This window comes from Cupriavidus pauculus (assembly GCF_008693385.1).
GTDB classification, from domain to species: domain Bacteria; phylum Pseudomonadota; class Gammaproteobacteria; order Burkholderiales; family Burkholderiaceae; genus Cupriavidus; species Cupriavidus pauculus_D.
Genome location: NZ_CP044065.1, coordinates 3446328 through 3471170 on the forward strand (window position 1 = coordinate 3446328; position 24843 = coordinate 3471170).

Annotated in this window: 26 protein-coding genes; 7 read left to right on the plus strand and 19 right to left on the minus strand. The window is 67.9% G+C overall.

Annotation, left to right across the window (positions count from 1 at the left end):
* Positions 1–2: 2 nt before the first annotated feature.
* From gspF to gspG, 11 genes are all read right to left on the minus strand, one after another.
* The gene (gene gspF, locus FOB72_RS15775) at positions 3–1220 is read right to left on the minus strand and encodes a type II secretion system inner membrane protein GspF (RefSeq protein WP_150373475.1); all 1218 of its coding nucleotides are present in this window, start codon (positions 1218–1220) and stop codon (positions 3–5) included.
* Between the two features lie 19 nt (positions 1221–1239).
* Positions 1240–2805, minus strand: a complete 1566-nt coding sequence (gene gspE, locus FOB72_RS15780) for a type II secretion system ATPase GspE (RefSeq protein ID WP_150373476.1) — start codon at positions 2803–2805, stop codon at positions 1240–1242.
* A gap of 9 nt (positions 2806–2814) precedes the next feature.
* A complete protein-coding gene (gene gspD, locus FOB72_RS15785; protein WP_150373477.1) occupies positions 2815–5220 on the minus strand; it encodes a type II secretion system secretin GspD in 2406 nt (801 codons plus the stop codon).
* Positions 5221–5254: 34 nt separating this feature from the next.
* Positions 5255–6061 carry a type II secretion system protein N gene (locus FOB72_RS15790; RefSeq protein WP_150373478.1) on the minus strand — a complete coding sequence of 269 codons (807 nt, stop codon included), beginning with the start codon at positions 6059–6061 and terminating at the stop codon, positions 5255–5257.
* A complete protein-coding gene (locus tag FOB72_RS15795; protein WP_150373943.1) occupies positions 6061–6657 on the minus strand; it encodes a type II secretion system protein M in 597 nt (198 codons plus the stop codon). The genes FOB72_RS15790 and FOB72_RS15795 overlap by 1 nt, the downstream gene beginning before the upstream one ends.
* Before the next feature lie 20 nt (positions 6658–6677).
* Positions 6678–8255 (minus strand): type II secretion system protein GspL, encoded by a 1578-nt coding sequence (gene gspL / locus FOB72_RS15800; RefSeq protein ID WP_150373479.1) that lies wholly within the window; start codon positions 8253–8255, stop codon positions 6678–6680.
* Between the two features lie 231 nt (positions 8256–8486).
* Entirely contained in the window at positions 8487–9533 is a 1047-nt protein-coding gene (gene gspK / locus FOB72_RS15805; RefSeq protein ID WP_150373480.1) for a type II secretion system minor pseudopilin GspK, read from the minus strand.
* Positions 9530–10273, minus strand: a complete 744-nt coding sequence (locus FOB72_RS15810) for a type II secretion system protein J (RefSeq protein WP_150373481.1) — start codon at positions 10271–10273, stop codon at positions 9530–9532. The genes gspK and FOB72_RS15810 overlap by 4 nt, the downstream gene beginning before the upstream one ends.
* Positions 10251–10646 carry a type II secretion system minor pseudopilin GspI gene (gspI, locus tag FOB72_RS15815; protein WP_150373482.1) on the minus strand — a complete coding sequence of 132 codons (396 nt, stop codon included), beginning with the start codon at positions 10644–10646 and terminating at the stop codon, positions 10251–10253. Before gspI ends, FOB72_RS15810 begins: the two co-directional genes overlap by 23 nt.
* Positions 10643–11125: a prepilin-type N-terminal cleavage/methylation domain-containing protein gene (locus FOB72_RS15820; protein ID WP_150373483.1), complete on the minus strand. Its 483-nt coding sequence runs from the start codon at positions 11123–11125 to the stop codon at positions 10643–10645. Before FOB72_RS15820 ends, gspI begins: the two co-directional genes overlap by 4 nt.
* A gap of 14 nt (positions 11126–11139) precedes the next feature.
* The gene (gene gspG, locus FOB72_RS15825) at positions 11140–11622 is read right to left on the minus strand and encodes a type II secretion system major pseudopilin GspG (protein WP_150373484.1); all 483 of its coding nucleotides are present in this window, start codon (positions 11620–11622) and stop codon (positions 11140–11142) included.
* 218 nt (positions 11623–11840) lie between these two features.
* On the opposite strand from gspG, the gene FOB72_RS15830 reads away from it, so the two are divergent.
* From FOB72_RS15830 to FOB72_RS15850, 5 genes are all read left to right on the plus strand, one after another.
* Positions 11841–12296, plus strand: coding sequence for an RrF2 family transcriptional regulator (locus FOB72_RS15830; RefSeq protein WP_150373944.1), 456 nt, complete (start codon positions 11841–11843; stop codon positions 12294–12296).
* Between the two features lie 86 nt (positions 12297–12382).
* On the plus strand, positions 12383–13603 hold the full coding sequence (locus tag FOB72_RS15835; protein ID WP_150373485.1) for a globin domain-containing protein: 1221 nt from the start codon (positions 12383–12385) through the stop codon (positions 13601–13603).
* Between the two features lie 97 nt (positions 13604–13700).
* Positions 13701–14405 carry a general secretion pathway protein gene (locus tag FOB72_RS15840; protein WP_150373486.1) on the plus strand — a complete coding sequence of 235 codons (705 nt, stop codon included), beginning with the start codon at positions 13701–13703 and terminating at the stop codon, positions 14403–14405.
* Between the two features lie 173 nt (positions 14406–14578).
* A complete protein-coding gene (locus tag FOB72_RS15845) occupies positions 14579–15190 on the plus strand; it encodes an EF-hand domain-containing protein (protein ID WP_150373487.1) in 612 nt (203 codons plus the stop codon).
* A gap of 240 nt (positions 15191–15430) precedes the next feature.
* Positions 15431–15922: an Lrp/AsnC family transcriptional regulator gene (locus tag FOB72_RS15850; RefSeq protein WP_109585244.1), complete on the plus strand. Its 492-nt coding sequence runs from the start codon at positions 15431–15433 to the stop codon at positions 15920–15922.
* A gap of 96 nt (positions 15923–16018) precedes the next feature.
* Here FOB72_RS15850 and FOB72_RS15855 read toward each other — a convergent pair whose 3' ends face one another.
* Complete coding sequence (locus tag FOB72_RS15855) at positions 16019–16717, minus strand: GNAT family N-acetyltransferase (RefSeq protein ID WP_150373488.1); 699 nt, start codon at positions 16715–16717, stop codon at positions 16019–16021.
* A 316-nt stretch (positions 16718–17033) separates the two neighbouring features.
* Here FOB72_RS15855 and FOB72_RS15860 point away from each other — a divergent pair, with 316 nt between their 5' ends.
* Both FOB72_RS15860 and kefC read left to right on the plus strand, forming a co-directional pair.
* Complete coding sequence (locus FOB72_RS15860; protein ID WP_150373489.1) at positions 17034–17624, plus strand: NAD(P)H-dependent oxidoreductase; 591 nt, start codon at positions 17034–17036, stop codon at positions 17622–17624.
* On the plus strand, positions 17621–19432 hold the full coding sequence (gene kefC / locus FOB72_RS15865) for a glutathione-regulated potassium-efflux system protein KefC (protein WP_150373490.1): 1812 nt from the start codon (positions 17621–17623) through the stop codon (positions 19430–19432). Before FOB72_RS15860 ends, kefC begins: the two co-directional genes overlap by 4 nt.
* Positions 19433–19434: 2 nt before the next feature.
* Here the strand turns inward: kefC and FOB72_RS15870 are convergent, their stop codons facing one another.
* From FOB72_RS15870 to paaA, 7 genes are all read right to left on the minus strand, one after another.
* Positions 19435–20058, minus strand: coding sequence for a TetR/AcrR family transcriptional regulator (locus FOB72_RS15870; protein ID WP_150373491.1), 624 nt, complete (start codon positions 20056–20058; stop codon positions 19435–19437).
* Between the two features lie 22 nt (positions 20059–20080).
* Positions 20081–20875 (minus strand): DUF1835 domain-containing protein, encoded by a 795-nt coding sequence (locus tag FOB72_RS15875; protein ID WP_150373492.1) that lies wholly within the window; start codon positions 20873–20875, stop codon positions 20081–20083.
* A gap of 127 nt (positions 20876–21002) precedes the next feature.
* Complete coding sequence (gene paaE, locus FOB72_RS15880) at positions 21003–22097, minus strand: 1,2-phenylacetyl-CoA epoxidase subunit PaaE (RefSeq protein WP_150373493.1); 1095 nt, start codon at positions 22095–22097, stop codon at positions 21003–21005.
* A gap of 13 nt (positions 22098–22110) precedes the next feature.
* The gene (gene paaD / locus FOB72_RS15885) at positions 22111–22656 is read right to left on the minus strand and encodes a 1,2-phenylacetyl-CoA epoxidase subunit PaaD (protein ID WP_150373494.1); all 546 of its coding nucleotides are present in this window, start codon (positions 22654–22656) and stop codon (positions 22111–22113) included.
* A gap of 4 nt (positions 22657–22660) precedes the next feature.
* Positions 22661–23479 (minus strand): 1,2-phenylacetyl-CoA epoxidase subunit PaaC, encoded by an 819-nt coding sequence (gene paaC / locus FOB72_RS15890; RefSeq protein WP_150373495.1) that lies wholly within the window; start codon positions 23477–23479, stop codon positions 22661–22663.
* Positions 23460–23747, minus strand: coding sequence for a 1,2-phenylacetyl-CoA epoxidase subunit PaaB (gene paaB, locus FOB72_RS15895; RefSeq protein WP_150373496.1), 288 nt, complete (start codon positions 23745–23747; stop codon positions 23460–23462). The genes paaC and paaB overlap by 20 nt, the downstream gene beginning before the upstream one ends.
* Positions 23737–24747 (minus strand): 1,2-phenylacetyl-CoA epoxidase subunit PaaA, encoded by a 1011-nt coding sequence (gene paaA / locus FOB72_RS15900; protein ID WP_150373497.1) that lies wholly within the window; start codon positions 24745–24747, stop codon positions 23737–23739. Before paaA ends, paaB begins: the two co-directional genes overlap by 11 nt.
* Positions 24748–24843: the final 96 nt, after the last annotated feature.

The following is a 24843-nucleotide window of genomic DNA, read 5'->3' on the forward strand; positions in this document are numbered from 1 at the left end:
CCTCAGCGCACCAGCTGGTTGATCTCGATAATCGGCATCAGCACCGCCAGCACGATCAGCAGCACCACGACGCCCATCGTCAGGATCAACAGCGGTTCGAGCAGGCTGGTCAGGAACAGTGTCCGCCGCTCGAGCTCCTGCCCCTCGCCGGTGGCGGCCCGCTCGAGCATCACCGGCAGGTTGCCGGTCGCCTCGCCCGAGCGAATCAGATGCACGAGCACGGGCGGAAACTGGTTCTGCGCCGCCAGCGCGCGCGCCAGCGACGCGCCTTCGCGCACGCGCGTGGTCGCATCATCGACGTTGGTCTTGAGCGCCTGATTGGTCAGCGTCTCGCCGGCCGCCTGCAGGCTGCGCAGAATCGGCACGCCAGCCGATACGAGAATCGCCAGCGTGCTCGCAAACCGCGCGGTGTTGTACCCGCGGATCAGCTTGCCCATCAGCGGTGCCGTCAACAGCCAGCGATGCCACGCGAGCCGGACATCGGGCTGCCGCAGCAGACTGCGGACGATCAGCGCGATGACCGCGATCACGCCCAGCGCCGCCCACCACCAGTTCCGCACGAAGTCCGACAGTGCCAGCATGACGATCGTCAGCGTCGGCAGCTTCTGCTTGGTGTTGGCGAACACGCTGACGACCTGCGGCACCACGTACGACAGCAGGAAGATCACGATCGCGAACGCCACCACCGTGACGATCGCCGGATAGGTGAACGCGAGCCGGATCTTCGAGGTCAGCGTGTTGCGCGTCTCGATATAGGTCGCCAGCCGCTCGAGCACGAGCCCCAGATGCCCCGAATGCTCACCGGCCGACACGAGCGCGCGGTAGATATCGGGAAAGTCCTTCGGATGCTGGGACAGCGCCACGGACAGCGAACTGCCGCCCATGACCTCGGCGCGAATGCCGGCGAGCAGTTCGTGCACGTACTGCCGCTCGGCCTGGTCGGCGAGCGCGCCGAGCGCTTCGTCGAGCGGCAGTCCGGACACGATCAGGCTGGCCAGCTGCCGCGTGAACAGCGCCTGCTCCTGCGTGCTGAGCCGGCGCACGAACAGCGCGCCGCCGGTCCGCTTGGCCATGCCGCTGCCCGCGAGCGGATCCACGATGATGGGCGTGAGCCCGCGCGCGCGCAGCTGGCTGCGCGCCTGCTTGGGACTGTCGGCCTCGATGACGCCGCGATCGGCGCGTCCGGCGGCGTCCGCGGCTTCGTAACGATATGCGGGCATGCTGCGTCAGGCTCCGGGGCTAATCGCGCGTGACGCGCAGCACTTCCTCGAGTGCCGTCGCGCCGCTGTCGATCCAGCGCTGCGCATCGCCACGCATCGTGTGCATGCCCTTGGCCAGCGCGGCCTGCTTGATCTCGGACTCCGGCACCTGTCGATGGATCATCGTGCGAATCTCGTCATCGACGCTCAGCAGTTCGTAGACACCCATCCGCCCCTGGTAACCCGAATTGCCGCACTTGTCGCAACCCACCGCGTGCCAGACGCGCTGCAGCGGCTTGCCCTCGGTGCGCAACACCTCGGCCTCCGCGGCGGTGACCTCGATGACCTCTTCGCGCTTGCAGTGCGGGCACAGCCGGCGTACCAGCCGCTGCGCGAGCACGCCGAGCAGCGACGACGACAGCAGGAACGGCTCGATCCCCATATCGACGAGACGCGTGACCGCCGAGGCCGAATCGTTCGTGTGCAGCGTGGCCAGCACGAGGTGGCCCGTCAGCGATGCCTGCACCGCGATCTGCGCGGTCTCGAGATCCCGGATTTCCCCGATCATCACCACGTCCGGATCCTGCCGCAGGATCGCGCGCAGGGCCTTGCCGAACGTCATGTCGATCCGCGGATTGACCTGCGTCTGACCGATGCCGTCGAGGTCGTACTCGATCGGATCCTCCACGGTCATGATGTTGGTCGTGTGCGAATCCAGCCGCGACAGCGCCGCGTACAGCGTGGTCGTCTTGCCCGAACCGGTCGGCCCCGTCACCAGCACGATGCCGTGCGGCTGGTGGATCAGGTGATCGAAATTGACGAGCGTCTCGCGCGCCATGCCGAGCTTGGCAAGGTCGAGGCGACCCGCTTCCTTGTCGAGCAGACGCAGCACCGCGCGTTCGCCGTGGCCGGTCGGCAGCGTCGAGACGCGGACGTCCACCGGACGCCCGCCCACGCGCAGCGTGATACGGCCATCCTGCGGCAGTCGCTTCTCGGCGATGTCGAGCTGCGCCATGATCTTGATCCGCGAGATCAGCGCGCCGTGAAGGGCCTTCTTGGGCCGCACCACGTCGCGCAGCGTGCCATCCACGCGGAAGCGCACCACCGAGGACGACTCGAACGGCTCGATATGGATATCGGAGGCGCCTTCGCGCGCGGCCTGCGTGAGCAGCGCATTGATCATGCGGATGATCGGCGCGTCGTCTTCGGATTCGAGCAGATCCTCGACCGCCGGAATGTCCTGCATCAGCCGGGACAGATCGACTTCGCCCTCCACCTCGCCAACCACCTGCGCGGCGCTGCCGTCCTGGCGGTTATAGGCATCGGACATCGCGCGTTCGAGCGCTTCCGGCTCCAGCACGCGCAGGCGCAGCGCGCCATGGACGCGGGTCACTTCGGCCAGCGCGGACGGGGCCGTGGCGCGGCTGACCCAGACCTCGAGGCCATCGGGACGCTGGTGCGCGATCAGCAGCCCGGCTTCGCGGGCAAAGCTGTACGGCACGAGCCGCGCGGCAACGGCCGAGGGCGGCTCGAGCGCGTCCAGCGCGTCGGGCGTGCCGGGCGCGAGGTCGGTCTCGTCAGGCTGGGTGGATACGTCGGTGGCCATGACAGGACTTTAGTTGATGGGGCCGCGCGAGAACGCATCGGCGAGCGCCACGGCCGGATTCGAGCGCTGCGACAGCGGCCGCGACGGCTGCAGCGCCGGATCCGGCACCTGCTGCGGCGGCGTCAGCGGCTGCGGCGTCTGCTGCAGCGGCAGCGGCGGGGCCAGCGGCGTGGTGCTGCGCGGATCGACAAATGGTGCGGTCGGCGCCTCGGCCGGCGGCAGCTGCGGCGTGTCGCGCTGAGGGATCATGATGTTCTGCGGCACGAAGCCGGACTGCTGCGCACGCATGAAATCGTAACGGTCCTGCGCGAGCCGATCGGTCGCCGCGCCGGTACGCATGACGTAGGGCCGCAGGAATACGAGCAGGTTGGTCTTCTCGCGAACCTTGCTCTCGTAGCGGAACAGGCCGCCGATCCACGGCAGATCGCCAAGGCCGGGGACCTTCTGCACGTTCTCGGTGGCATTGTCCTGGATCAGGCCGCCCAGCACGATGATCTGGCCGTCGTCGACGAGCACGTTCGTCTCGATCGACCGCACATTGGTGGTCGGGCCCGACGTATTGTTCTGCGTGCCGTTCAACACCGATGACGATTCCTGATAGATCTGCAACTTCACGAGACCGCCGTCGGTGATCTGCGGGCGCACGCGCAGCGTGATACCGACGTCCTTGCGGTCGAACGTGTTGAACGGCGTCACGGTAGACGTGCTGCCGGTCTGCGCGTACGAGCCCGTCGTGATCGGGATGTTCTGGCCGATCAGGATCTTCGCTTCCTCGTTCTCGAGCGTGATCAGGTTCGGCGTGGACAGCAGGTTGACGCTCGAATTGGTCCCGAGCGCGCGCAGCAGCGCGCCCAGCCCGATCGCGCGATTCACGATGCCGAGGTTCAGGCCGCCCAGCGACGGGACGAACTGGCTTGCCGCGGCGAGTCCCGCCGTCGGATTCTGGTTGTACGCGGCGACGGCACCGGTCAGGTTGAGGATGTTCTGCCCGCCCACCCCGAAGTTCGTGCCCGCGAACACGCCCGTATTGTTGTTGTCCGAGCTCAGCAGCCCCTGCCACTGAATGCCCAGCTCGGCCGAGTTGTTGGCCGTCACCTCGACGATCATCGACTCGATATAGACCTGCGCGCGGCGCTGGTCGAGGTCGTCGATGACGCTGCGCAGGTTCCGGTAGACCGGTTCCGTCGCCGTGATGATCAGCGTATTGGTCGCCGGATCGGCCTGGATGATGCCGCCCGTGGTCGGCTGCTGGTTCGTGGCGAACGACGCGGAGAACGCATTGCCGCCGCCGCTGCCGAAGCTCGACCCGCTGCCCGACCGGCTGCCGCTGCTGCCGAAACCGCCGTACCCGCCCGAGCTGCTGCCACCAAACTGCCCGCCAGTCTGCGAGCCCTGCGACTGCGCGTAACCCCCCGCGCCCGCGGCGGCCGTGCCGCCCGCGCCGCCAGGCTGCGTCGTGGACGCAAAACTGCTGTCGGCCGCGACGATCGCGCGCAGCGTGGCCGCGAGCTTCACCGCATCGGCATTGCGCAGCGGCACGACCCAGATATTGCCGGGGCGCGCATAGGGCTGATCGATCTTCTCGATCAGCATGCGCGCCTGTTGCACGCGCGCGCGACTCGACGCGCGAATCATCAGCGAATTGCTACGCGGCTCGGCCACCACGGTCGTGCGCAGGCTCGAATCGCCCGTACCCGCCGCCGCGGTGCCGCCGGCCGCGGACGGATCGAGCAGCTTCTGCAGCGTGAGGGCCGCATCGCTGGCAATCGCGTTCTTGAGCGGCACGATCTCGACTTCCCCGGTCGCCGGCGCATCGACGGCCGCGATGATGCGGGCCAGGCGGCGCAGGTTGTCGGCGTAGTCGGTAATGACGAGCGTGTTGTTGGCCGGGTACGCGGTAATCGTGTTGTTCGGCGCGATCATCGGCCGCAGCACGGGCACGAGGTTGTTCGCGGACTCGTAGTTGAGCCGGAATACCTGCGTCACGACCTGGTCGCCGCGTCCCGCCGCGCCGCCGATCACGGTCGGCGAGCCCTGCAGCTTGGCGTCGGCTTCGGGCACGACCTTGGTGAAGCCGTTGCTCTCGACCATCGCGTAGCCCTGCATGCGCAGCACGGAGCCGAGTGTCTCGAGCGCCTGCGCGCGCGACACCGGCTGTTCGGTCACCAGGTTCACGGTGCCCTTGACGCGCGGGTCGATCACGAAGTTCTTGCCTGTCGCCTGGCCCACCGCCTTGACCACGGAGTCGAGGTCCGCGTTGACGAAGTTCAGCACAACCTGGTCCCGGCTTGGCGGCGAGACGTCGGCCTGCTGCGCCCAGAGCGGCGCGGGCGCAAGCAGGGAAAGGCCGCACAGCAGGGCGGTGGCGCGCGCGAGGGCGGTGCGGATGAAGGGTCGGTGTGCTTGGGTTTTCATAATCGGTTCCAGCCGGCTTCGGATGCGTCGTAGTTCAGAAGCGCAGCCTTGTCACATTGTCCTCTCGTCGTCCCAGCAGGCTCAGCAGCCCAGCCAGTTGCGCGGCCGCATCGGGATCGGCCTTCGCCGTTCCATCGAATCGTGCCGGCTTGCCCAGCGTGCCGCTGCCCTCCAGGTACAGCGGCCCCGCCATGGTCTTCAATTCCAGTCTTCCCGCCGTGCCGGTCCAGTCGATCTCGGCGCGGTAGCTGCCCAGCGGCCGCAGCCGGCTGACCGCCGATGATACTTGCTCGATGCGCAGGGTCAGATGACCCTCGAGCGCGCCGTCGGCAAAGCGTCCGCGCATCGCCGTCCAGTCCAGCCGCATCTGCCCGTCGGGGCGCAGCGTATTGAACGGTGCGCCCACGCCCTCCAGCAGCGACGCGGGCAGGCGCATCGCGCCGGCCTGCGCGGTCCATCCGCGCGGCGTCACCGCCAGCGCGACGGGCGCGGCCAGCGAGTGGTCATGCGACACGACCACGCGCAGCGTGCCCGTGAGCAGCGGCCAGAACGGCACGGACCACGCCAGCCGCCCCGGCAATACGGTTGCGGTCTGGCTGCCCGCGCCGGCCGACAGCGCCAGCGTGGCGCTGCCGTGCCAGATCGTGCCGGCCGCGTCGGCCAGCAGCACGCGCTGCCCCGATCGTGCCGCCACGCTGTCCGCCAGCCAGGCGGCGGGCAACTGCGCGATCAGCGTGGCGATGACCACCATCACGCCCAGCAGCGCCCATCGCACGCGCCGCCAGACGTTCGACTCGCGCCGGCGCCGGCGCGGCAGCCGCAGGGACTCCAGCCGGGCCATCAGTTGCGCCCGCCGGCGCCAGGGCCTTGCAGTGTGGCGGTGACGTTGACCAGCGCGGTGGCGCCGACGTACTGGAACCGCGCATCCGTGACCTTGAGGCGCTGTTGCAGGCGTACGTCCTGCAGCCAGCTCGCCACCGATCCGAACGCCACCTTCTCCAACTGCACCTGCACCGCGTTGTCCCCGGTCGTTGCCAGCCGCGTGGCCTTGAGGCCGTGCTGGCCGAGGCTGTCCTGCAATGCCTGCGTCAGCGCATCGCCGCGCAGCGACGGCGCGGGGCTCGCGGACAGGCCGCGTGCTTCCTGCGCAAGCGTTTCCATTTCCGCGAGACTGGCGCGCAGGCCGGGCAGCGTTTTGGCCAGCGCCACGCGACCGGCGGCGGCAGGCTCCCACAGCACCGTGTAACCGACCACCAGCAGCAGGATCAGCGAGCCGCCGCCGAGAATCGCCTGTTCGCGCGGATTGCGGGCTTCCCAGAAGGCATCGAACCGTTCGTGCCAGCGCTCGGGAATGCGGGGACGCAGCCGCGCGAAGCGCGCCATCACGTTGGCCCCGCGCGGGCCCTTGCCGCGCGCGGCGGCTTTGCCCGTGTTCATCCCGGTATTTGTCTTGTCTTTCATGATCCGGGCTTCACCGTCCAGCGCGAGCCCGCGGGCCCGGGCGTGCCGGTGGCGCGCGTCATCGCGTCCGGCGGGTTCTTGTCTTCATCCATCTGCAGGCCCGACTGGCGCACGCTATTGCGCAGCGCGTTCGTGTCGGTGCCGGGTTTCAGCGTCACGTACAGCGTGTGGCCGCGATACTCGAGCGCCTGCAGCGCATCGGGCGCCAGGCTGCGCGCGGCGCTGGCGAAGCGGTCCGCGAGCGGCAGGAAATCGTCGGGCGTGCTGCGCCCGGAGGCCAGCCGCAGCTGCTCCACCTGCCGGCGCATCTGCAACGGCGGGTCGATCACGACCGGGATCTGCGGAAATGCCGTGCGCAGGGCCTGGGTTTGCGCGGCTTCCAGCTGATCGCGCTCCTTGCGCAGCATCAGCCAGTGCACGTTCATGCCGATCAGCTGCACGAGCAGCACGCCGCAGGCCAGCACCAGCGGCAGGCGCCACGCGCGCAGGTTCCAGCGGTCGATGCGGCCCTGCGCGAATTCGAACTGCGCGAGGTCGAGGTCGCGTTGCCGCAGGCAATCCTCGGCACCCTCGAGCCAGACGCGCCAGTCGTCCAGCGGCCGGGGCGCGCGGCCCGTATGCCGGCGTTCGTAGAGCGCGGGGACCGGCGCATGCGCGAGCGCGGCGCGGTCGCCGTGCCAGCGCCCGGCCGGCGCAAGGGCCTGCCACGCGGCCAGCGCGTCGTCGCCGAGCAGCAGGCCGTAGCCGTCATAGGCGCCCGTGCGCACCGTCACCTGCCAGAGCCGGCCATTGCCGATGCGGGTGGCGGGCGCGTTCTCGAGCAGCGACGCGGAGTCCGCGAGGGCCGCCGTGGCGCCCTCGACCACGAGCGTCGCCAGCTGTACGGGCGCGACCGCAGCCCCTCCGGCCGCGACCCCGGCACCGTTTGAAGCGCCGTCGATGGCGCGCTGGTCCGCGCCCTGGTCCTCGCTCTCGTCCTCGGGATCCGCCAGCGGATCGACCTCGGCATCCGCGCCCTCGGTCGCCGTCGCGAGCTTCGGCTCGTATTTGCGCAGGACCTGCGGCGACGCCAGCGGTGTCAGCGGAATACACAACTGGGCGGGCACCACATGGCGCCGGCGGTGCTTGTGATCGGCAAATGCGTCGAGTACCGCCCGCAGCCACGCCCGGTCGGCCACCATCAGCAGCCGCCGCCGTGCGCCGCGCGGCGGCGCGCCGGGCTCCAGACCCGGGCCGATCGCGATATGGCACGGCTGGGCATCGGTCGCGAGCGCATCCTCGACCAGATTCGGCAGCGCAAGCTTGAGGCGGGCCGGCGGCAGCGGCGGCACCATGGCCGTGGTCAGCAGCACGTCGCTCGCGGCGACGATCAGGACGAGACGATCCGCCGCCGGCAGTTCGGACACCGAAGCGTGGCCTTCGCGCAACAGATCGAGCGCGCTGGCGTCGCCGACGCGGCGGCTCTTGTCCCCCACGGGCGTGCGTACCAATGCAAAAGGCATCGCGCCGAGCTGCCACGGTTGCGGCTGGTCATGCGGCCGTTGCGGCAGGCGGACGTAGAGGGTGGTACTCAAAATATCCTTGAATTCAGGGAATACTTATGGACTTGCAGCGGGCTTGTATCGCGTCGGATCGCACGAAGACGCTTCCGGACGGCCGCCCCGAAGCGGTCTGGATAACCGGTGCGCCAGGCAGGCGCAGCAGCATACCTTGCCTGTGTGACTAACTGGCGTCAATAGCAGCCCGTCCGATTGTGCAGGCCCAGATTTAGCGCTAGTCAAATCCCCCGGCGGGCGGCACCCCGTCTAGCGCACCTCGGGCAGACGGTCGGCGTCGTGCACCCACACCACGCGTGTCGTATTGCCGCTACCGAGCACGTCCGCGCGGAACACCAGCGACACCTGCAGCCGGTTCGCGCGCTCGTGCCGGACCAGCCCGTAGATGAAGAAGTAATGCGTGCGCACGTCGAGCCGGCTCGTGGCGGTGCTCGCATTCACCTGCGGGGCAATCGCGGACAGCTGGTTGACGATGTCGTTGGTGTTGTTGAAATACGCGCGGTCGCGCTGGCGCACCAGTTCGCGCGCCTTGTCGATCGGCAGGTTGATGACCGCCGCGAGCACCTCGGGATCGGCAGTGTTGGCATTCACCTTCGTGGACTCGGGCAGCACGGCCACGAACGGCTCCAGCAGCGCGACCATGTCCGGCGTAAAGCCCGGCACCGCGAGCAGGTCGTCGGCACTTTCCGGCGGGCGCGGCGCGGGCTCGCCATTGCTGCTCGTGCCGCGGGCCGCGCGCACCATGTACTGCGCGGTGGGCTCCGCCAGCCCGGCATTGAGGCCGAGGGTCTGCAGCAGCCGCTGGAACGCGACCATCTGCGTGTTGTCGATGCTGTAGGCGCGGGTTTCGCCATCGGCGGTCCGCAGCACCAGGTTCGTCAGATTGAATCGCGCCTGCGCGTCCATGATGCGGCCGGACAGGAACGAGGTCTCGCCGGCCTGATCGGTTCGCAACCCGGCACCGAGGAAGTCCGACAGCTTGGTCTCCGCCACCGGCACCGACCACGGCTCGCCGATGTAGTCGACCTGCGAGCGGCGCTGGTCGTCACGCAGGATCAGCCGGGCCCAGTCCACGGCCGCGCGCTGAATCCAGGTGGCCTGTGCGAGCAGCCGCTGGTTCTCGATCGAGCGGATCTGCACCTGCTGCCGCCACAGCATGCCGGAGACGACCACCACGGCCAGCGTGACCATGAGCAGCGCCGTCACGACCGCAGCGCCACGCTGGGCGCGGCCGTGGAGACGCGCGGTCGGGGCAGGGCGGGCGGGGCGGGGTGGATGGATGTCGCGCACGGTCATAGCCCCGTCATGCAGACCTTCTGGAACTGCCGTGGCGAATCGCCGTCGCCCATGCGCGCGAAAATCGTCAGCTCCACCGCGCGAATCGCGGTCGCGGTGGCGACATTGCCGAAATTCGCCTCGGCATCGCTCGCGCCGGTCGCCCCGGCGATCGCCGCGTTCGCCGCCGCGGCGGCGCTGGCCGCGGCATTGCCCTGAATCAGCGCGCCGTAGATCCGTCCCGTGTCGGCCTGCCATCCGCCCGGCTCCACCCACGCGCGGGCGAACATGTTGTTGACGTCGCGCACGAGCGGCCGCACCTGCACGGCCTGTCCGGCGGCCTGCCGCATATTCAGCAGCGCGCCGCGCACTTCGTTGCGTGAGGCCAGGTAGGGGCTCGCGGCGCGTACCAGCGTATTGCCGTCGAGCCGGTAGGCGATGACCTGCCAAGCCGTCGGCTGGCCCGTGTCCCGGCGGTCGCGCACCATCAGCAGCTGTCCCGGCCCAAGTTCCAGCGGGCTCGCCTGCAGCAGCGACGCGGTGGCCAGATGCTCGCAATCGGACTGGAGCTGGCCGTACAGCACCTTGAGCGCGTCGAGCCGCAGGTCGTGGTCGGTCAGCCGTTCTCGGCTGCGCGTCAGCGAGTCGAGCGCGCGCCAGCCGATCACGGCCATCACGGCCAGCAGCGTGATCGCGACCAGCATCTCCAGCAGCGTGAAGCCGCGTGCGCGCGACCGGTCAGAGCATGTTGCGCGTTTCATTGGGGACGATGGTGACGAGCCACGCGAGGCGCACGGACTTGTTCGCGGCGGAAGGGTAGACCGCGATTTCCACGCGGCGGAAAGACGGGTTCGGCGTGCCGGAGACCGACTCCTCGCACCACAGCGGCGTGCCGCCCTGCGGGCAATCGTACCCGCGCGTGCCCGGTTCGGGCCATGTCTTGGACAGGCGCAGCGTGGCGAGGTGATTCTCGGCGCTCCATTCGGCCAGCATGCGCGTCTGCAGCGAGATGCCGGCTTCCACCATGGAGCCCATGGCGCGCATGGCCGCCGTCAGCGCGACCGCGAGGATGGTGAGCGCGACGAGGACCTCGATCAGGGTGAAGCCCCGCGCGGGGCGCTTGCGTTGGATCATGGCCGCGCCGTGGCGAGATACCGGCCGCTGCCGTCGCCAGTCACCTCGACGCGGATCGGGCCGCGCACGAGTACCAGCCGCTGCGGCCCATCGACGAGTTCGCGGCCGAAGACGAGCCGGAAGATACCGTTGCCGCCGGAGCGGCCGCCCTCGACGATCGCCACGCTGTCCATGGCCAGGCGCCAGCGGCCCGGCGCGAACACGTCGGTGCGCATCGGCTGCCAGCCCTGCGGCGTGGCTTCCAGAAAGCGCCATCCCGACGAGTTGCCTTCCCAGGCGATCGGGCGCGCGCCGAGCTGCGCTTCTTCCTGCGCGAGCTCGAACAGGCGGGCAATGCGCTGGCCGTCGTCGAGAATGCGCCCACGCTCGTTCGGCGAGGCATTGACGGCGACCAGCGAGATCACGATGCCGGCAATCACCATGACCACCAGCAGTTCCAGCAGCGTGAAGCCGCGGGTGGCAAGGGAATGTCGGCGCATCGGAGGCGGGTGGCTTAGTCCCAGTTACCGATGTCGGCGTCGTTGGCGGCACCGCCGGCCTGGCCGTCGGCACCGAAGCTGAAGACGTCGATCTCGCCGCGCACGCCGGGGTTCAGGTACTGGTACGGATGGCCCCAGGGATCCTTGGGCAGCTTCTCGAGGTAACCCTCGCCCTTCCAGTTGTTGGGCACGGGCTCGGTGGTCGGCTTGGAGACCAGCGCGGGCAGGCCCTGCTCGGTCGTCGGATAGCGGCCGTTGTCGAGGCGGTACAGCTTGAGCGCCTGCATGATCGACGAGATGTCCTGGCGCGCGGCCACGACCCGCGCCTCGTCCGGGCGGCTCATGATCTTGGGGACCACCAGCGCCGCCAGCACCCCGAGGATCACGATCACCACCATGATTTCGATCAGGGTGAAGCCGCGCGCGCGCCCGGCGCGGGCGAGTCGGGAACGTGAGGCGCGTGGGGCTTGAAGGAGGGAGGTGGCGAATCTTTGCATCGTGTCTGGCCTCGTGCCTGGTGTGCCGGGATCATCCCCGCCGGGCAGCGTCGGCGTGGCCGGAATGGCCAGCCAGTATAACGCCACGGGCATGACCGTTTGATGTGCGGGCGCATTCCGTTCCACATTTCGTCGATCCGCGCCCGGTTGGATCCCTCGTGTTGCAGGGCAACTAAATCTTGCATTTGAAATACATGTTATCTATCATTGCCCTCACGATGCAACTGACCCGATTCTCCGACTACGCGCTCCGGATGCTGATGTACGTATCCCGCGGCGACGGCAGCCGGCCGATCACCATCGCCGAGGTCGGCCAGCAGTTCGATATCTCGCACAACCACCTCGTCAAGGTGGCGGCGCGGCTGTCGAAGCTGGGCTGGCTGACCGCGACGCGTGGCCGGCACGGCGGGCTGCAGCTCGGCCCCGGCGCCGAGCGCCTGTCCGTTGGCACGATCCTGCGCGAACTGGAAGGGCACCGGTCGATCATCGACTGCGCGGATCCGCCCTGCGCGCTGAACGGCAACTGCCGGCTCAAGCGCGCGCTGGACGAGGCCGAAGAGTCCTTCTACCGCGCGCTCGACGGCATTACGCTGGGCGAGGTCTCCGGCAACGGCCGGACGGCCGAGTCGATCATCAGCCTGCATCGCGATTATCTGAGCCGGCGCACGGCCTGAGCGGAGGTTTGCCGCAATGCTTGTGCCGGCTTTATTGTGAGCGAAATCATGCATTTGCAATGCATGAATAAACCGGAGTTCTCCTGATGTTGTCCGCTGCTTCCCGCCCCTATATCGATGCAAGCATCCCCGTCCTGCGCCAGCACGGCGTGGCCATCACGACGCGCTTCTACGCGGACATGTTCGCGGCGCGCCCGGAGCTGACCCGCCTGTTCAATATGGGCAACCAGGCCAACGGGTCGCAGCAGCAGTCGCTCGCATCGGGCCTGTTCGCCTATGCGGCCAACATCGACAACGCCGGCGCGCTCGCGCCCGTCATCGAACGCATCGTCCACAAGCACGTCGCCGTGGGACTGACCCCCGCGCACTATCCCATCGTGGGCAAGTACCTGATCGGCGCGATCAAGATCGTGCTCGGGGATGCCGCGACGCCCGAACTCATTGCCGCGTGGGACGAGGCGTACTGGCTGCTGGCCGGCGAATTCATCGCCGCCGAGTCGCGCCTCTACGATCGCAGCGGCATGGCCGCGGGCCAGCTGCTGCCGGTGCGCGTGGTCGCGCGCGAGGAACAGAGCGAGACCGTGGCGTCGCTCACGCTGGCATCGCCGGACGGCAAGCCGCTGCGCGACTTCGAGCCCGGCCAGTACATCAGCGTGGAAGCCACGTTCCCGGACGGCCGTCGCCAGCTGCGCCAGTATTCGCTGTCGGCCGAACGCGGCCTGCCGACCTGGCGCATCTCGGTCAAGCGCGAAACCGGCAGCGCCGAGACGCCCGAAGGCGCGGTCTCCAACTGGCTGCACGACAACGTCCAGGTCGGCGCAACGCTCCACGTGAGCACGCCGTGGGGCGAGTTCACGCCGGAGATCGACGACCGTTCGCCGATCGCGCTGCTGTCCGCCGGCATCGGGATCACCCCGATGCTGTCGGTCCTGCGCACGCTCGCGGTCGAGCAGCCGGACCGTCCCGTGCTGTTCGCCCACGCCGCGCGCCACGGCGGCCACCACGCGCACCGGGCCGACCTCGGGTGGGCGCGGGAACGTCTCACGAAACTGCGTACCCACATCAGCTATGAAACGCCGACGGACGCCGACGTCGCGGGCCGCGACTACGACCATGCCGGGACCATGCCCATCCGCGCGTTGCTCGACCACCGCGACACCGCGGCGTTCGCCGATGGGCGCTTCTACCTGTGCGGACCGCTCGGCTTCATGCAGGCGCAGCGCCATGCGCTGATCTCCGCGGGCGTGCCCGTGCAGAACATCCATCGCGAGGTGTTCGGCCCGGACCTGCTCGACGATCTGCTCTGACTGCGTCGAAGGCGGCAATTGTCGGTCTTGTGTGACAGACAGTTGCCGCATGGCTCTGGTACGCTTGGCGCCTGATCTCATCCGACCCCGCGTACCCGTGCCTGCGATTTCCCGGCCTGCCTTCCGCTTCGACCCCTCCGCCGCCTGGCTGCCGAGGCTTGCAAGCCTCGTATGCTTCGTTGCCCTCTGCGCGCTCGCGACGCACTGGGTACTCACTTTCAGTGCGATGAAGACGATCGCGGTGCCCAACACCGCGCGCGTCGCGCAGACGGAGGCCGTCGAAACCGGCGCGATTGCCACGCTGTTCGGCGGCACCGTGCAGACGGGTGTCCGCGACGTGCAACTGATCGGTGTCGTCGCGAACGTCGATGGCTCCGGCCCCAGCGCGGCCATCCTGTCGCTCGACGGGGGCGCGCCGAAGGCCGTGCGCGTGGGCGCCGCGCTGTCGCCGCAGATCAAGGTCGTCGAAATCCGTGGCCGTGGCATCGTGATCGAACGAAACGGCGCGCGCCAGGAAATCGCGCTGCCGATCCAGAACAACGCGCTCGCGGGTCGCGCCTCGGGCCTCCCGGCCGTACCACCTTCGGGGGCCGCGGCGCCGCTGTCCACCCCGATGCCCACCCCGGCCGCACCGGCGCCCGCGCCAACCGTCAGCCAGCCGGCGACGATCCCGCAGCAGCCGTTCGTGCCGCAGCAGCAACCTTATCCTCAGCAGATCCCCTCGCAGTCGCAGCCCATTCCTGCGCCTCCGGGGTACACGCCGCAAGGCATCCCGGCCGACCAGACCATCCCCAAGGACTGATTTGGACGGCCAGCCGTAACGCATTGTTAGCGCAATATATGGCTTCGATTTCGTCCGATTACGGCGAAGTGCGACTTCTGTGAGCCCGGTAACATCGTATTAAAAGCGCCAACTTCGCGGGATCCGCTGCGTTCTAATCCGTACATGCACAACGCATGAAGAGGAGCACGGATATGCAACGCATGCAGAAGACCCGCACGATCAAGACCTTCCTGGCCACGTCGGCGCTGTTCCTGGCAGCAGGCGCCGCCTTCGCCCAGACCACCACCGCGCCCACGGCGCCTACCGCACCGCCGGCGACCTCCGCCCAGCCGGCACCGCCCGCAGGCGGCCCCGGCCAAATGCGCGGCGAACACCGGCACCACCATGGTGGCGGCATGTGGCTGAAGTCGGTGGACACCGACGGCGACGGCGCGATCTCGAAGGCCGAAGCCGATGCGGTCTTCAACAAGATCGACACGAACCACGACGGCAAGCTGGACAAGGCCGAACTGGCCGCGTATCACAAGGCGCAGTGGGAAGCCCGCCGTACCGAGATGAAGGCAAAGTTCGACGCCAGGTTCAAGGAAGCGGACAAGAACGGTGACGGCGCGCTGACCCGCGACGAGATGAAGGCCGCGTTCCCGCGCATGGCCGCGCATTTCGACCAGATCGACGTGAACAAGGACGGCAAGGTCACGCAGGACGAGATCCAGAAGGCCATGGCGAAGATGCATCGCGACGGCCCGAAGGACGGCCCGAAGCGCCGCGGCCCGCCCCCGGCCTCGGCGCCGGCAGCGAACTAAGCCGCCCGTAGTGCCAGCGAAAAGCGACCCCGCGGGGTCGCTTTTTTCATTCCCCGCGCCGGCTCAGGGTTGCCGGCGCAAGGCGTTGGCACCACTCTTGCCTGTCCATTACGGTAGCCCCGCGCTGGCGCGGGCTAGGGGAAAGTACGGGTCCCGCATCAAAAAAATTGCAGGCTTGTGCACGACTTGTTAAATTTGCGCAAAAAAATTGCCGACAAACATATTGCGGAGCAACAAACCGTGAGCAAGGTGGAGCTGGATAAGATCGATCGCAAGATCCTCGAGGTGCTGCAGACCAATGGACGGCTGACGAACCTCGAAGTGGCGGAGCGCGTGAATTTGTCGCCGAGCCCCTGCCTGCGCCGCATCCGGCGGCTCGAGGAAATCGGCGTGATTCGCCAGTATGCCGCGCTGCTCGAGCCCAACAAGATCGGGCTCGGCCTGCTGGCCTATATCAACGTCCGGCTGGAGAAGCAGGGCGGCACGCCCAAGGGCAAGGCCCCGCTGGACCTGTTCCGCGCGGCCATCGCCACGTGGCCGGAAGTGGCGGCCTGCCATGCGATGACCGGCGAGATGGATCTGCTGCTGAAGGTGTACGTCGAGGACATGGAGCACTTTGCGCGCTTCATGCAGGAACAGCTGCTCGCGCATCCGTCGGTGATCGACGTGCGCTCGAGCTTCGCGCTGGAATCGATCAAGGACACCACGGCGCTCCCCGTCGCCGGCGGCTGAGCGGACATCCTTCCGCGGACGTCCCTCGGCGGACGGCGCAAAAACAAACGGCGCACCGCGGTGGTGCGCCGTTGTCATTCGGGCGGGAGCGCTGCCTCAGACGGTGCGCTTCTGCGGCACCATCGAGCGCCAGAATCGCAGGCCAAAGCGGCGGACGTCGCGCAGGTTGCGGCGGACCACGTAGTCAAGATCGGCCATCTGCTCGTCGAGCGCTTCCGTCAGGCGGCTGACGGTATCGGCGGGCGGCAGTTCCAGATAGGCATCGGCCTCGCCGTAGGCGTACTGCACCTTCATGCCGGCCTTCTTCGCGATATGCATCATCGCGGCGTTGCGCGACAGGCAATGCATATACAGCGTGCGCACATGCGAGTTGCGGCCGTGCATCGCGGCGCGCTGGAACAGGGCGCTGCCGATGCCGCGCCCGCGCGCGCTCTTCGACACGGATACGCCGAACTCGGCCACGCGGCCCTGGGCGTTATCGCGCAGGTTCGCGAAGTGCCCCACGCCCACCAGTTCCAGATGCTCGTCGTAGACGCCGAACACGGTGTCGTGATCGAAGTCGATGCTCTCGACGTAGGCTTCGATGACGTGATTCCCGACGGCTTGGCCGAAACGGAGCAGGCGATCTTCCTCGCCGAGCGCGAGGAAATGCTTCACCAGCCGCGAGCGATGATGGGCGGCAAGCTCGCGCACCAGCACGCTCGGGCGCTGCGCGGCCTGGCTGGCCTTGGCGGCACGGCGAAGATCTTCGTCGGAGACTGCGCCGACGGCCTTGCTCAGTTCGAGCGGGTTCACTTTGAGGTCCTTACTGTTGAATGGTGTGCAACAACCAAGTTGCGGCAATCCGGGTATAACAACGCGAGATCAAAATTCTGATCGCGAGCACCTCGCGCACCCGTTATGCGGGCAAACACTAGGTTGCTGCAACGCGGAAAGTATTGTAGTGGATTTGTCAGTCTCGCGTAAGCTGTGCCCTGCGGCACCTGACCCATCCGTCGCGCCGTATCAAAAACTTCCATCGATTCATAGACTTATACGTGAGACGATTGCATCACGCCCGTTGGCGTTGTGGGTTTGCTGCAACGCCGCACTGCCCAGACCATCCGATTTGATGACCGAGCCCCCGATCGTAGTGATTTATGCGCATCCCGCGCCGCGCCGCTCGCGCGTCAACCATCCGCTCGCCGAAGCCCTGGCCGCACTGCCTCATGTCGAGGTCCGTGAACTCTACAAGCGCTATGTCGACTATGACATCGATGTCGTTGCCGAGCAGCGCGGGCTGTCCACGGCCGACACCATCGTCCTCCAGTTCCCGCTGCGCTGGTATAGCGTGCCGGCGCTGCTCAAGCTCTGGCTCGATGACGTCCTCGAGTACGGCTGGGCCTACGGCCCGGGTGGCACCGCGCTGCGCGGCAAGTCGATGCTGGCGGTGGTGAGCACGGGCGGCCAGGCCGACGCCTATGGCCCGGAGGGCATCCATGGCCGGCCCATCGAGGACTTCCTGCTGCCGCTGCGGCAGACCGCCACGCGCTGCGATATGGAATGGCTGCCGCCGATCGTCCTGCACGATGCCGACAACGCCGACGCCGACGCGCTGGCCCACCATATCGAACACGTGGCCCGCCATCTGTCGCCGTCGCTGCCGCTGCCGCCCGATATCGAGCCGGAGACCGAAGCCTCGCAGGAGATCGAGCCATCATGACCCAGCACGACTTTCTCATCGCCCTGCTGGTCTTCCTCGTCGCCGCCGTGGTCGCGGTGCCGCTCGCCCGCCGTTTCGGGCTGGGCGCGGTGCTCGGGTACCTGATCGCCGGCGCCGCCATCGGCCCGCATGCGCTGCGGCTCGTCACCAACGTCGAATCGATTCTCCATTTCTCGGAGTTCGGCGTCGTGATGATGCTGTTCGTGATCGGCCTCGAACTGGAGCCGAAGAAGCTGCGCATGCTCAAGCAGACCATCTTCCGCTACGGCTCCATGCAGCTCGTCGCGTGCGCGCTCGCGCTCGGCGGCATCGCTGCACTGCTCGGCGCGCCGTGGCAGGTGGCGCTCGTGGCCGGCCTCGGGCTTGCGCTGTCGTCCACGGCGATCGCCTTCGCCACGCTGGCCGAGCGCAATCTCATGAGTACGCCGGCCGGTGCCGCGAGCTTCGGCATCCTGCTCTTCCAGGACATCGCCGCGATCCCGATGATCGCGCTGCTGCCGCTGCTCGCGATCGATGCCTCGGACGCGCTCCATTCGGGCACGCCGCACTGGCAGACCGCCGCCAAGGCCGTGGCCGTGATGGGCGCGGTCGTCGTGGGCGGCCGCTATCTGGTCCGCCCCGTGCTGCGGTTCATCGCGCGGACCGACATGCGCGAGATGTTCACGGCGTTCGCGCTGCTGCTCGTCATCGGCATCGCGCTGATGATGGACGCGGTGGGCCTGTCGATGGCGCTGGGCACCTTCGTCGCGGGCGTGCTGCTCGCGGACTCGGAGTACCGCCACGCGCTGGAGGCCGATATCGAGCCGTTCAAGGGACTGCTGCTCGGGCTGTTCTTCATGGCCGTCGGCATGTCGATCGATTTCGGCATCTTTGCCCAGTCGCCCTGGCAGGTGACGGGCCTCGTGCTCGGCTTCGTGCTGGTCAAGACCGCGGTGTTGATGCTGCTGGCGCGCCGGTTCGCGATCGCGCGCGGCCAGCGCATGCTGTTCGCGCTGCTGATCTCGCAGGGCGGCGAGTTCGCGTTCGTGGTGTTCTCGGTGGCCGGCGGCGCGGGCCTGCTGCCCGAGCGGACCGAGGCGCTGCTCGTGCTGATGGTCGCGCTGTCGATGGTCGCCACGCCGCTGCTGCTACTGCTGTTCGATCGCTTCGTGGCGCCGGGCCTGAACGCCAGCGGCCGTCCGGACGACGTCATCCCGCCCCAGCACGACCCGGTCATCATCGCGGGCTTCGGTCGCTTCGGCCAGATCATCGGCCGTCTGCTCTATGCGCAGGGCATCGGCGTGACCGTGCTGGACCACGATCCCGACCAGATCGAATTCCTGCGCGAGTTCGGGTTCAATGTGTACTACGGCGATGCCACGCGGGTAGACCTGCTGGAGGCCGCCGGCGCGGGCCGCGCGAAGATTCTCGTGGTGGCCGTCGATGGCATGGAGGACAGCCTCGCGCTGATCGACCGCGTACGCGAACGCTGGCCGGACCTCCGGATCTACGCGCGGGCCCGGCACGTGTCGCATGTGTACCAGCTCAAGGACCGGGGCGTGGAAACGTTCGAGCGGGAACTGTTCGAAGGTTCGCTGATGATGGGCCGCCGCGTGCTGGAAGGCCTCGGCTTCGACCCGTCCGACGCGCGCAACGTGGCCCTGCGCTTCCGCCGCCACAACATCGCGGCCATCGACCGGTTCTATCCGCACTACACGGATCAGAAGAAACTGGTCTCGCTGGCCCGCCAGGCCCGCGACGAACTGGAAGAAATGTTCCGCCAGGACCGGGAACAGCGCCAGAAGAACCAGGACGCGGAGTGGTCGTGACCTCAGGGGGGCGGGGGTGAGGGCATCCCCTTCACCAGCCCGCCTTCGATCAGATCCACCACCATCTCCGCGAACGCCGCATACGACAGCTTGCCCCCGGGCTTCAGCCACGTGAACGTCCAGTTGATCATGCCGAACACGGTCATGGTCAGCGGTGTCTGGTTGTCAGGCGTGACCCGCTCCGGATAAGCCAGCCGCAGCTGCCGCCCGAACGCCGCCACGACATCGCGCTCGCGCTGCAGAATCCGGTCGCGCTGTTCGTCGGCAAGAAACTTCACGTCGTTGATCAGCGCGATATGCCGCGTCTGCGAGGTCTCGTACTCGGCCAGGAACGCGCGCAGCAAATCCGCAAACCGCTCCCGGGCCGTCCGCCCATGGCGTTCGCCCTCGGCCTCGACGCGCTTCACCACCGCCATGAGCCGCTGCGTGTACCGATCGAGCAGATCGAACAGAATCGCTTCCTTGCTCTCGTAATAGTGGTACAGCCGCGCCTTCGAAGTCCCGCATGCGGCCGCGAGGTCCGACATCGACGTGCTGGGATAGCTGCTCGCCGCGAACGCCGCGGCGGCAAGCTCGAGAATCTGTTCGCGCTGGGCCTCGAAATCGGGCGCCTTGGTTCTGGCCATGGAGGCGGGCTTCGTCCTGACGTTACTCGGCGCTCAGCGAGGGATTGCGGCGCAGCTCGCAGTTCTGCATGGCGTCGGCATTGCCGCGCAGCACGAGCTGCCCCGCGCCGATCAGCTCGCGGCACCGCCAGAATACGAACCAGTCGCTCGCGAGCAGGCCATCCACGGCGCCCATCACGCTGGCCACCACCTGTACGGCAGGCGTCCAGTCGTCGGGCGTGCGCTCGAGAATCACGTCGTCCACCGTGTGATAGGCCGCGGGCACGATCGTATTGCCCTTCCACAGCCGCACGTCGGCGTTCTCCTTCACGTTCTGCTGCCACTCGTAGCCCAGCCGGCCCAGACGCAGCACGGACACGGGGGCGATCGTCGAGAAACGCCTTGCCAGACGGGCCGCCGGATACATGCCGATGGCCGCGAGATTGCCCTGCGGCGGCGTTTCCAGCTCGCGCAGGTCCATCGACACCTCGTTGATCCGCTGCGGTGCCTGATAGAGATGCGACACCACCCGGCGCAGCATCAGCTGGTCGGCGGCACTCTGCCCGTGCCAGATCGCGACTTCCTTGTCGTCGCGGCGCAGCGCCTGCAACTGCTCGAGCGCGTGCCGCATTTCGGCCGCGAAATCGATGTCGGTCTTTGGCGCCACGCGCTGCCAGAACCCCGACCGGATCAGCCCGGTGCTATCGACGTCGGCGAGCGGCCCGACCGCGAGATCGTCGCGCAGCACCACGACTGGGTCGGGGCGGGAGGCTTGTGCCAGCGCCTGACGCAGCGTATTGCCCGCGGCATCGCCGTTGACGACGTGGATATATTGCATGGCCGTGATTGGTTGGGTGGAACGACGCCGCATCGAAGCATGGCGTCGCCGGAGCCGCCGCGGATGCCGGGAATGCGGGGCGCGAGTTTTCCGCCATTGTAATCACGGTGCGTGGCGCTGCGCGACTTCAGCGTTCGTCGTAGCTCACAACGACGCGCGGCGTGAGGGCGCGCGCCTGGCAGGTCAGCACGAACCCCTTTGCCATTTCCCATGCCTCGAGCGTGTAGTTCTTTTCCATCTCCACCTCGCCCTCGAGCACGCGCGCCCTGCACGTACAACAGACGCCGCCCTTGCACGCGTAGGGCAGGTCCAGTCCCGCCGCCAGCGCGGTGTCCAGCACTTTCGCATCGGGTCCCGGCAGCCGCATGCGATGCTGCTTGCCGTCGAGCACCACCACCAGATCGCTTCCGCCGGCTGCCGTCTCGGCGCGCTGCGCGCGCGGCGCGGGCACCGCTGCGGCGGGGGCGGGCACGCCAAACCGTTCCGCATGGATGCGGTGCGCATCGAGCCCCGCCTCGCGCAACGCCAGCTCGACCTCGTCGATCATCGACGCCGGCCCGCAGACAAACGCGGCATCGATATCGTCCACCGGCAGCAGCGTGGACAGAAACCGCCCCACGCGCGCGCGATCGAGCCGCCCGTGCAGCAAGTCCACCTCCTGCGGCTGCCGCGACAGCACGTGATAGAGCGTGAAGCGTGACAGGTAAGCGTTCTTGAGATCCTCGAGCGCCTCCGAAAAAATGATGCTGTCCACGCTTCGATTGCCGTAGACCAGCGTGAAACGGCTGTTCGGTTCATGCGCCAGCGTGGTGCGGATCAGCGAGAGCACGGGCGTGATGCCGCTACCGGCGGCAAATGCCACGTAGTGCCGCGCGGCCTCTGCATCGAGTGGAACGTGAAACCGGCCATCGGGCACCATCACGTCGAACGTGCGTCCCGGCGCCACGTTCTCGTGCAGCCAGGTGGAGAACACGCCGTCGTGCACGCGCTTGACCGCCACGCGCAACTCCCCGCGCGCGTCGTAGTCCTGCACGCCGCAGCAGATCGAGTACGAGCGCCGCAACTCCTGCCCATCGATGGGCACCTTCAGCGTCAGGAACTGGCCCTGCGTAAACCGGTACGCCTCGCGCAGGGCGGGCGGCACCTCGAAGGCAATGGACACCGTATCGGCGGTTTCGGATCGGACCTGCGCCACGCGCAGCGGATGGAACTGAGGTGTCATGGCGCCATCGGCCTCAATACGGTTTGAAATAATCGAACGGCTCGCGGCAGTCGAGGCACCGGTACAGCGCCTTGCACGCGGTGGAGGCAAACCGCGCGAGCTCCTCGGTGTGCGTGCTGCCGCAACGCGGGCAGGCGATGGCCGGGGGCCGGCCGGCTCGTGGAACGAAGCGCAGCGGCCTGACCACGCCATCGGCCTCGGCCACCGCGTGGGGCGGGGCGATTCCATACGCGCGCAGCCGGGCGTGGCCGGAGGCCGTGATCCAGTCGGTGGTCCATGCCGGCGCCAGCACCGTCCGCACGCGCCATGGCGCCAGTCCGGCCGCATCCAGCGCCCGTCCCACGTCCGCCTCGATCTGCGACATCGCCGGGCACCCCGAGTACGTCGGCGTGATCACCGCTTCGAGCGTCTCCCCGTCGTCGGCCATCCGCACGTCGCGCAGAATGCCCAGATCGCGGATCGACACGACAGGAATCTCCGGGTCCGGCACGGCCTCGAGCGCCTGCCATGCGCGCGCGACGCGCGCGCCGCGGTCAACGAGACTGGCGATATCGGTCATGGCATCACCACTGCGCACCGGGATGCGCGCGCGCTAGCCCCTGCATCTCGCCCAGCAGGTAGCTCATATGCTCCGAGTGCACGCCACGCTTGCCCGTGGAGACGAAGCCCGAACGCTCCGGCATGCGCAGCGTCGCCTCGGCGAACGTGTCACGCACGGTCGCCTCCCATGACGCGCGCAGGTCCGCGACCGCAACGCCGATTCCCTGCGAAGCCGCCTCGCGCTCGATGTCGTCGGCCTCGAAACACTCGTTCATATATGGCATCAGATGATCGGCCGCGCGCTGCATGCGCGCGTGCGATACGTCGGTGCCATCGCCCAGCCGCACCACCCAGCCGGCCGCGTGCTGCAGGTGGTAGCGCGCCTCCTTGAGGGACTTCGCCGCAATCGCCGCCAGTGCTTCGTCCTGGCTGCCTGACAGCCGCTCCCAGAGCTCCACCATCAGCGCGCTGAACAGGAAGTTGCGCACCGTCGTCACCGCATAGTCGCGCGCGGTACGCGCCGTCCCGGCAAGCGGTCCGTGGTGCGGCAGTTCGACCAGCGTCCAGTTGCGAAACTCGCGCTCGTCGCGCCAGTACGCGTAATCGTCCTCGCGCCGCGCGTGGCCGGTGACCGTCGCCTCGAGCGTGCCCGCGTGCGTGTAGAGCAGGCGGGCCTGCCCGATCAGGTCGAGGCTCAGGTTCGCGAGCGCGATGTCTTCCTCCAGCGCGGGCCCATGGCCGCACCACTCGGCATTGCGCTGCCCGAGGATCAGCGCGTTGTCGGCAAGGCGCAGCACGTATTGCGCCGCCGCGGGGAGCGCATCACATGTGATTGACTTCATCGGGCAGCTCGTAGAACGTCGGATGCCGGTAGATCTTGTCCGCCATCGGGTCGAACAGCGCCGCCTTCTCGTCGGGCGCGCTCGCGGTGATCGCCGACGACGGCACCACCCAGATCGACACGCCTTCCTGACGGCGCGTATAGACATCGCGCGCCATGTGCAGCGCCTGCCGGGCGTCGGCCGCATGCAGGCTGCCGCAATGCTTGTGCTCGAGGCCCTGCTTGCTGCGGACGAAGACTTCCCACAGGGGCCATGGATTAGCGTTCATTGCGTTCTCCGAGATCGTGGCCGTTGCGCCGCCGAGCATGTGCCATGGCGGCCTCGCGTACCCATTCGCCTTCCTCGTGCGCGCGCACCCGCGTCGCCAGCCGCTCGCGATTGCACGGACCGTCGCCATTGATCACGCGCCAGAACTCGTCCCAGTCGAGCGGGCTGAAATCGTAGTGGCCGCGCGCGGCGTTCCATTGCAGCCCCGGATCGGGCAATGTCACGCCGAGCACGCGCGCCTGCTCCACGGTGGCATCGACGAACTTCTGGCGCAGGTCGTCGTTGGAAATCCGCTTGATACCCCACGCCATGGTCTGCGTGCTGTTGGTGGAGGCGGCATCGGGCGGCCCGAACATCATCAGCACCGGATGCCACCAGCGATCGACGGCGTCCTGCACCATCGCGCGCTGCGCCGCGGTGCCGCCCATCATCGCGAGCAGCGCGTCGAAGCCCTGCCGCTGATGGAACGACTCCTCCTTGCAGATGCGGATCATCGCGCGGGCGTAAGGTCCATACGAGCAGCGGCACAGCGGCACCTGGTTCATGATCGCCGCGCCATCGACCAGCCAGCCGATCACGCCGACGTCCGCCCAGGTCAGGGTCGGGTAATTGAAGATGGACGAGTATTTGGCGCGCCCGGCATGCAGCGCGTCCACGAGGTCGTCGCGCGAGACGTCGAGCGTCTCGGCCGCGCTATAGAGATACAGCCCGTGGCCGCCTTCGTCCTGCACCTTGGCAAGCAGGATGGCCTTGCGCTTGAGCGATGGCGCCCGGCTGATCCAGTTGCCTTCGGGCTGCATGCCGATGATCTCCGAATGCGCATGCTGCGAGATCTGCCGCACGAGCGTCTTGCGGTAGGCATCGGGCATCCAGTCCTGCGGTTCGATCTTCGCGTCCGCGGCAATATGCGCATCGAACGCGGCCTGCCGTGCATCGAGATCCGTCTCCAGCCCGGTTTCCGAACCGCGCGGTCCCGGCAAGTCCAGACTCTGCGTGTACATGGCACCTCCTTGTGGCCATCGACGTGGGTACTATATATATATGCCGACCGGTCGGTCAATTTATTGGTGCCCCTTTTCTGGTGAATTAGGGGAACG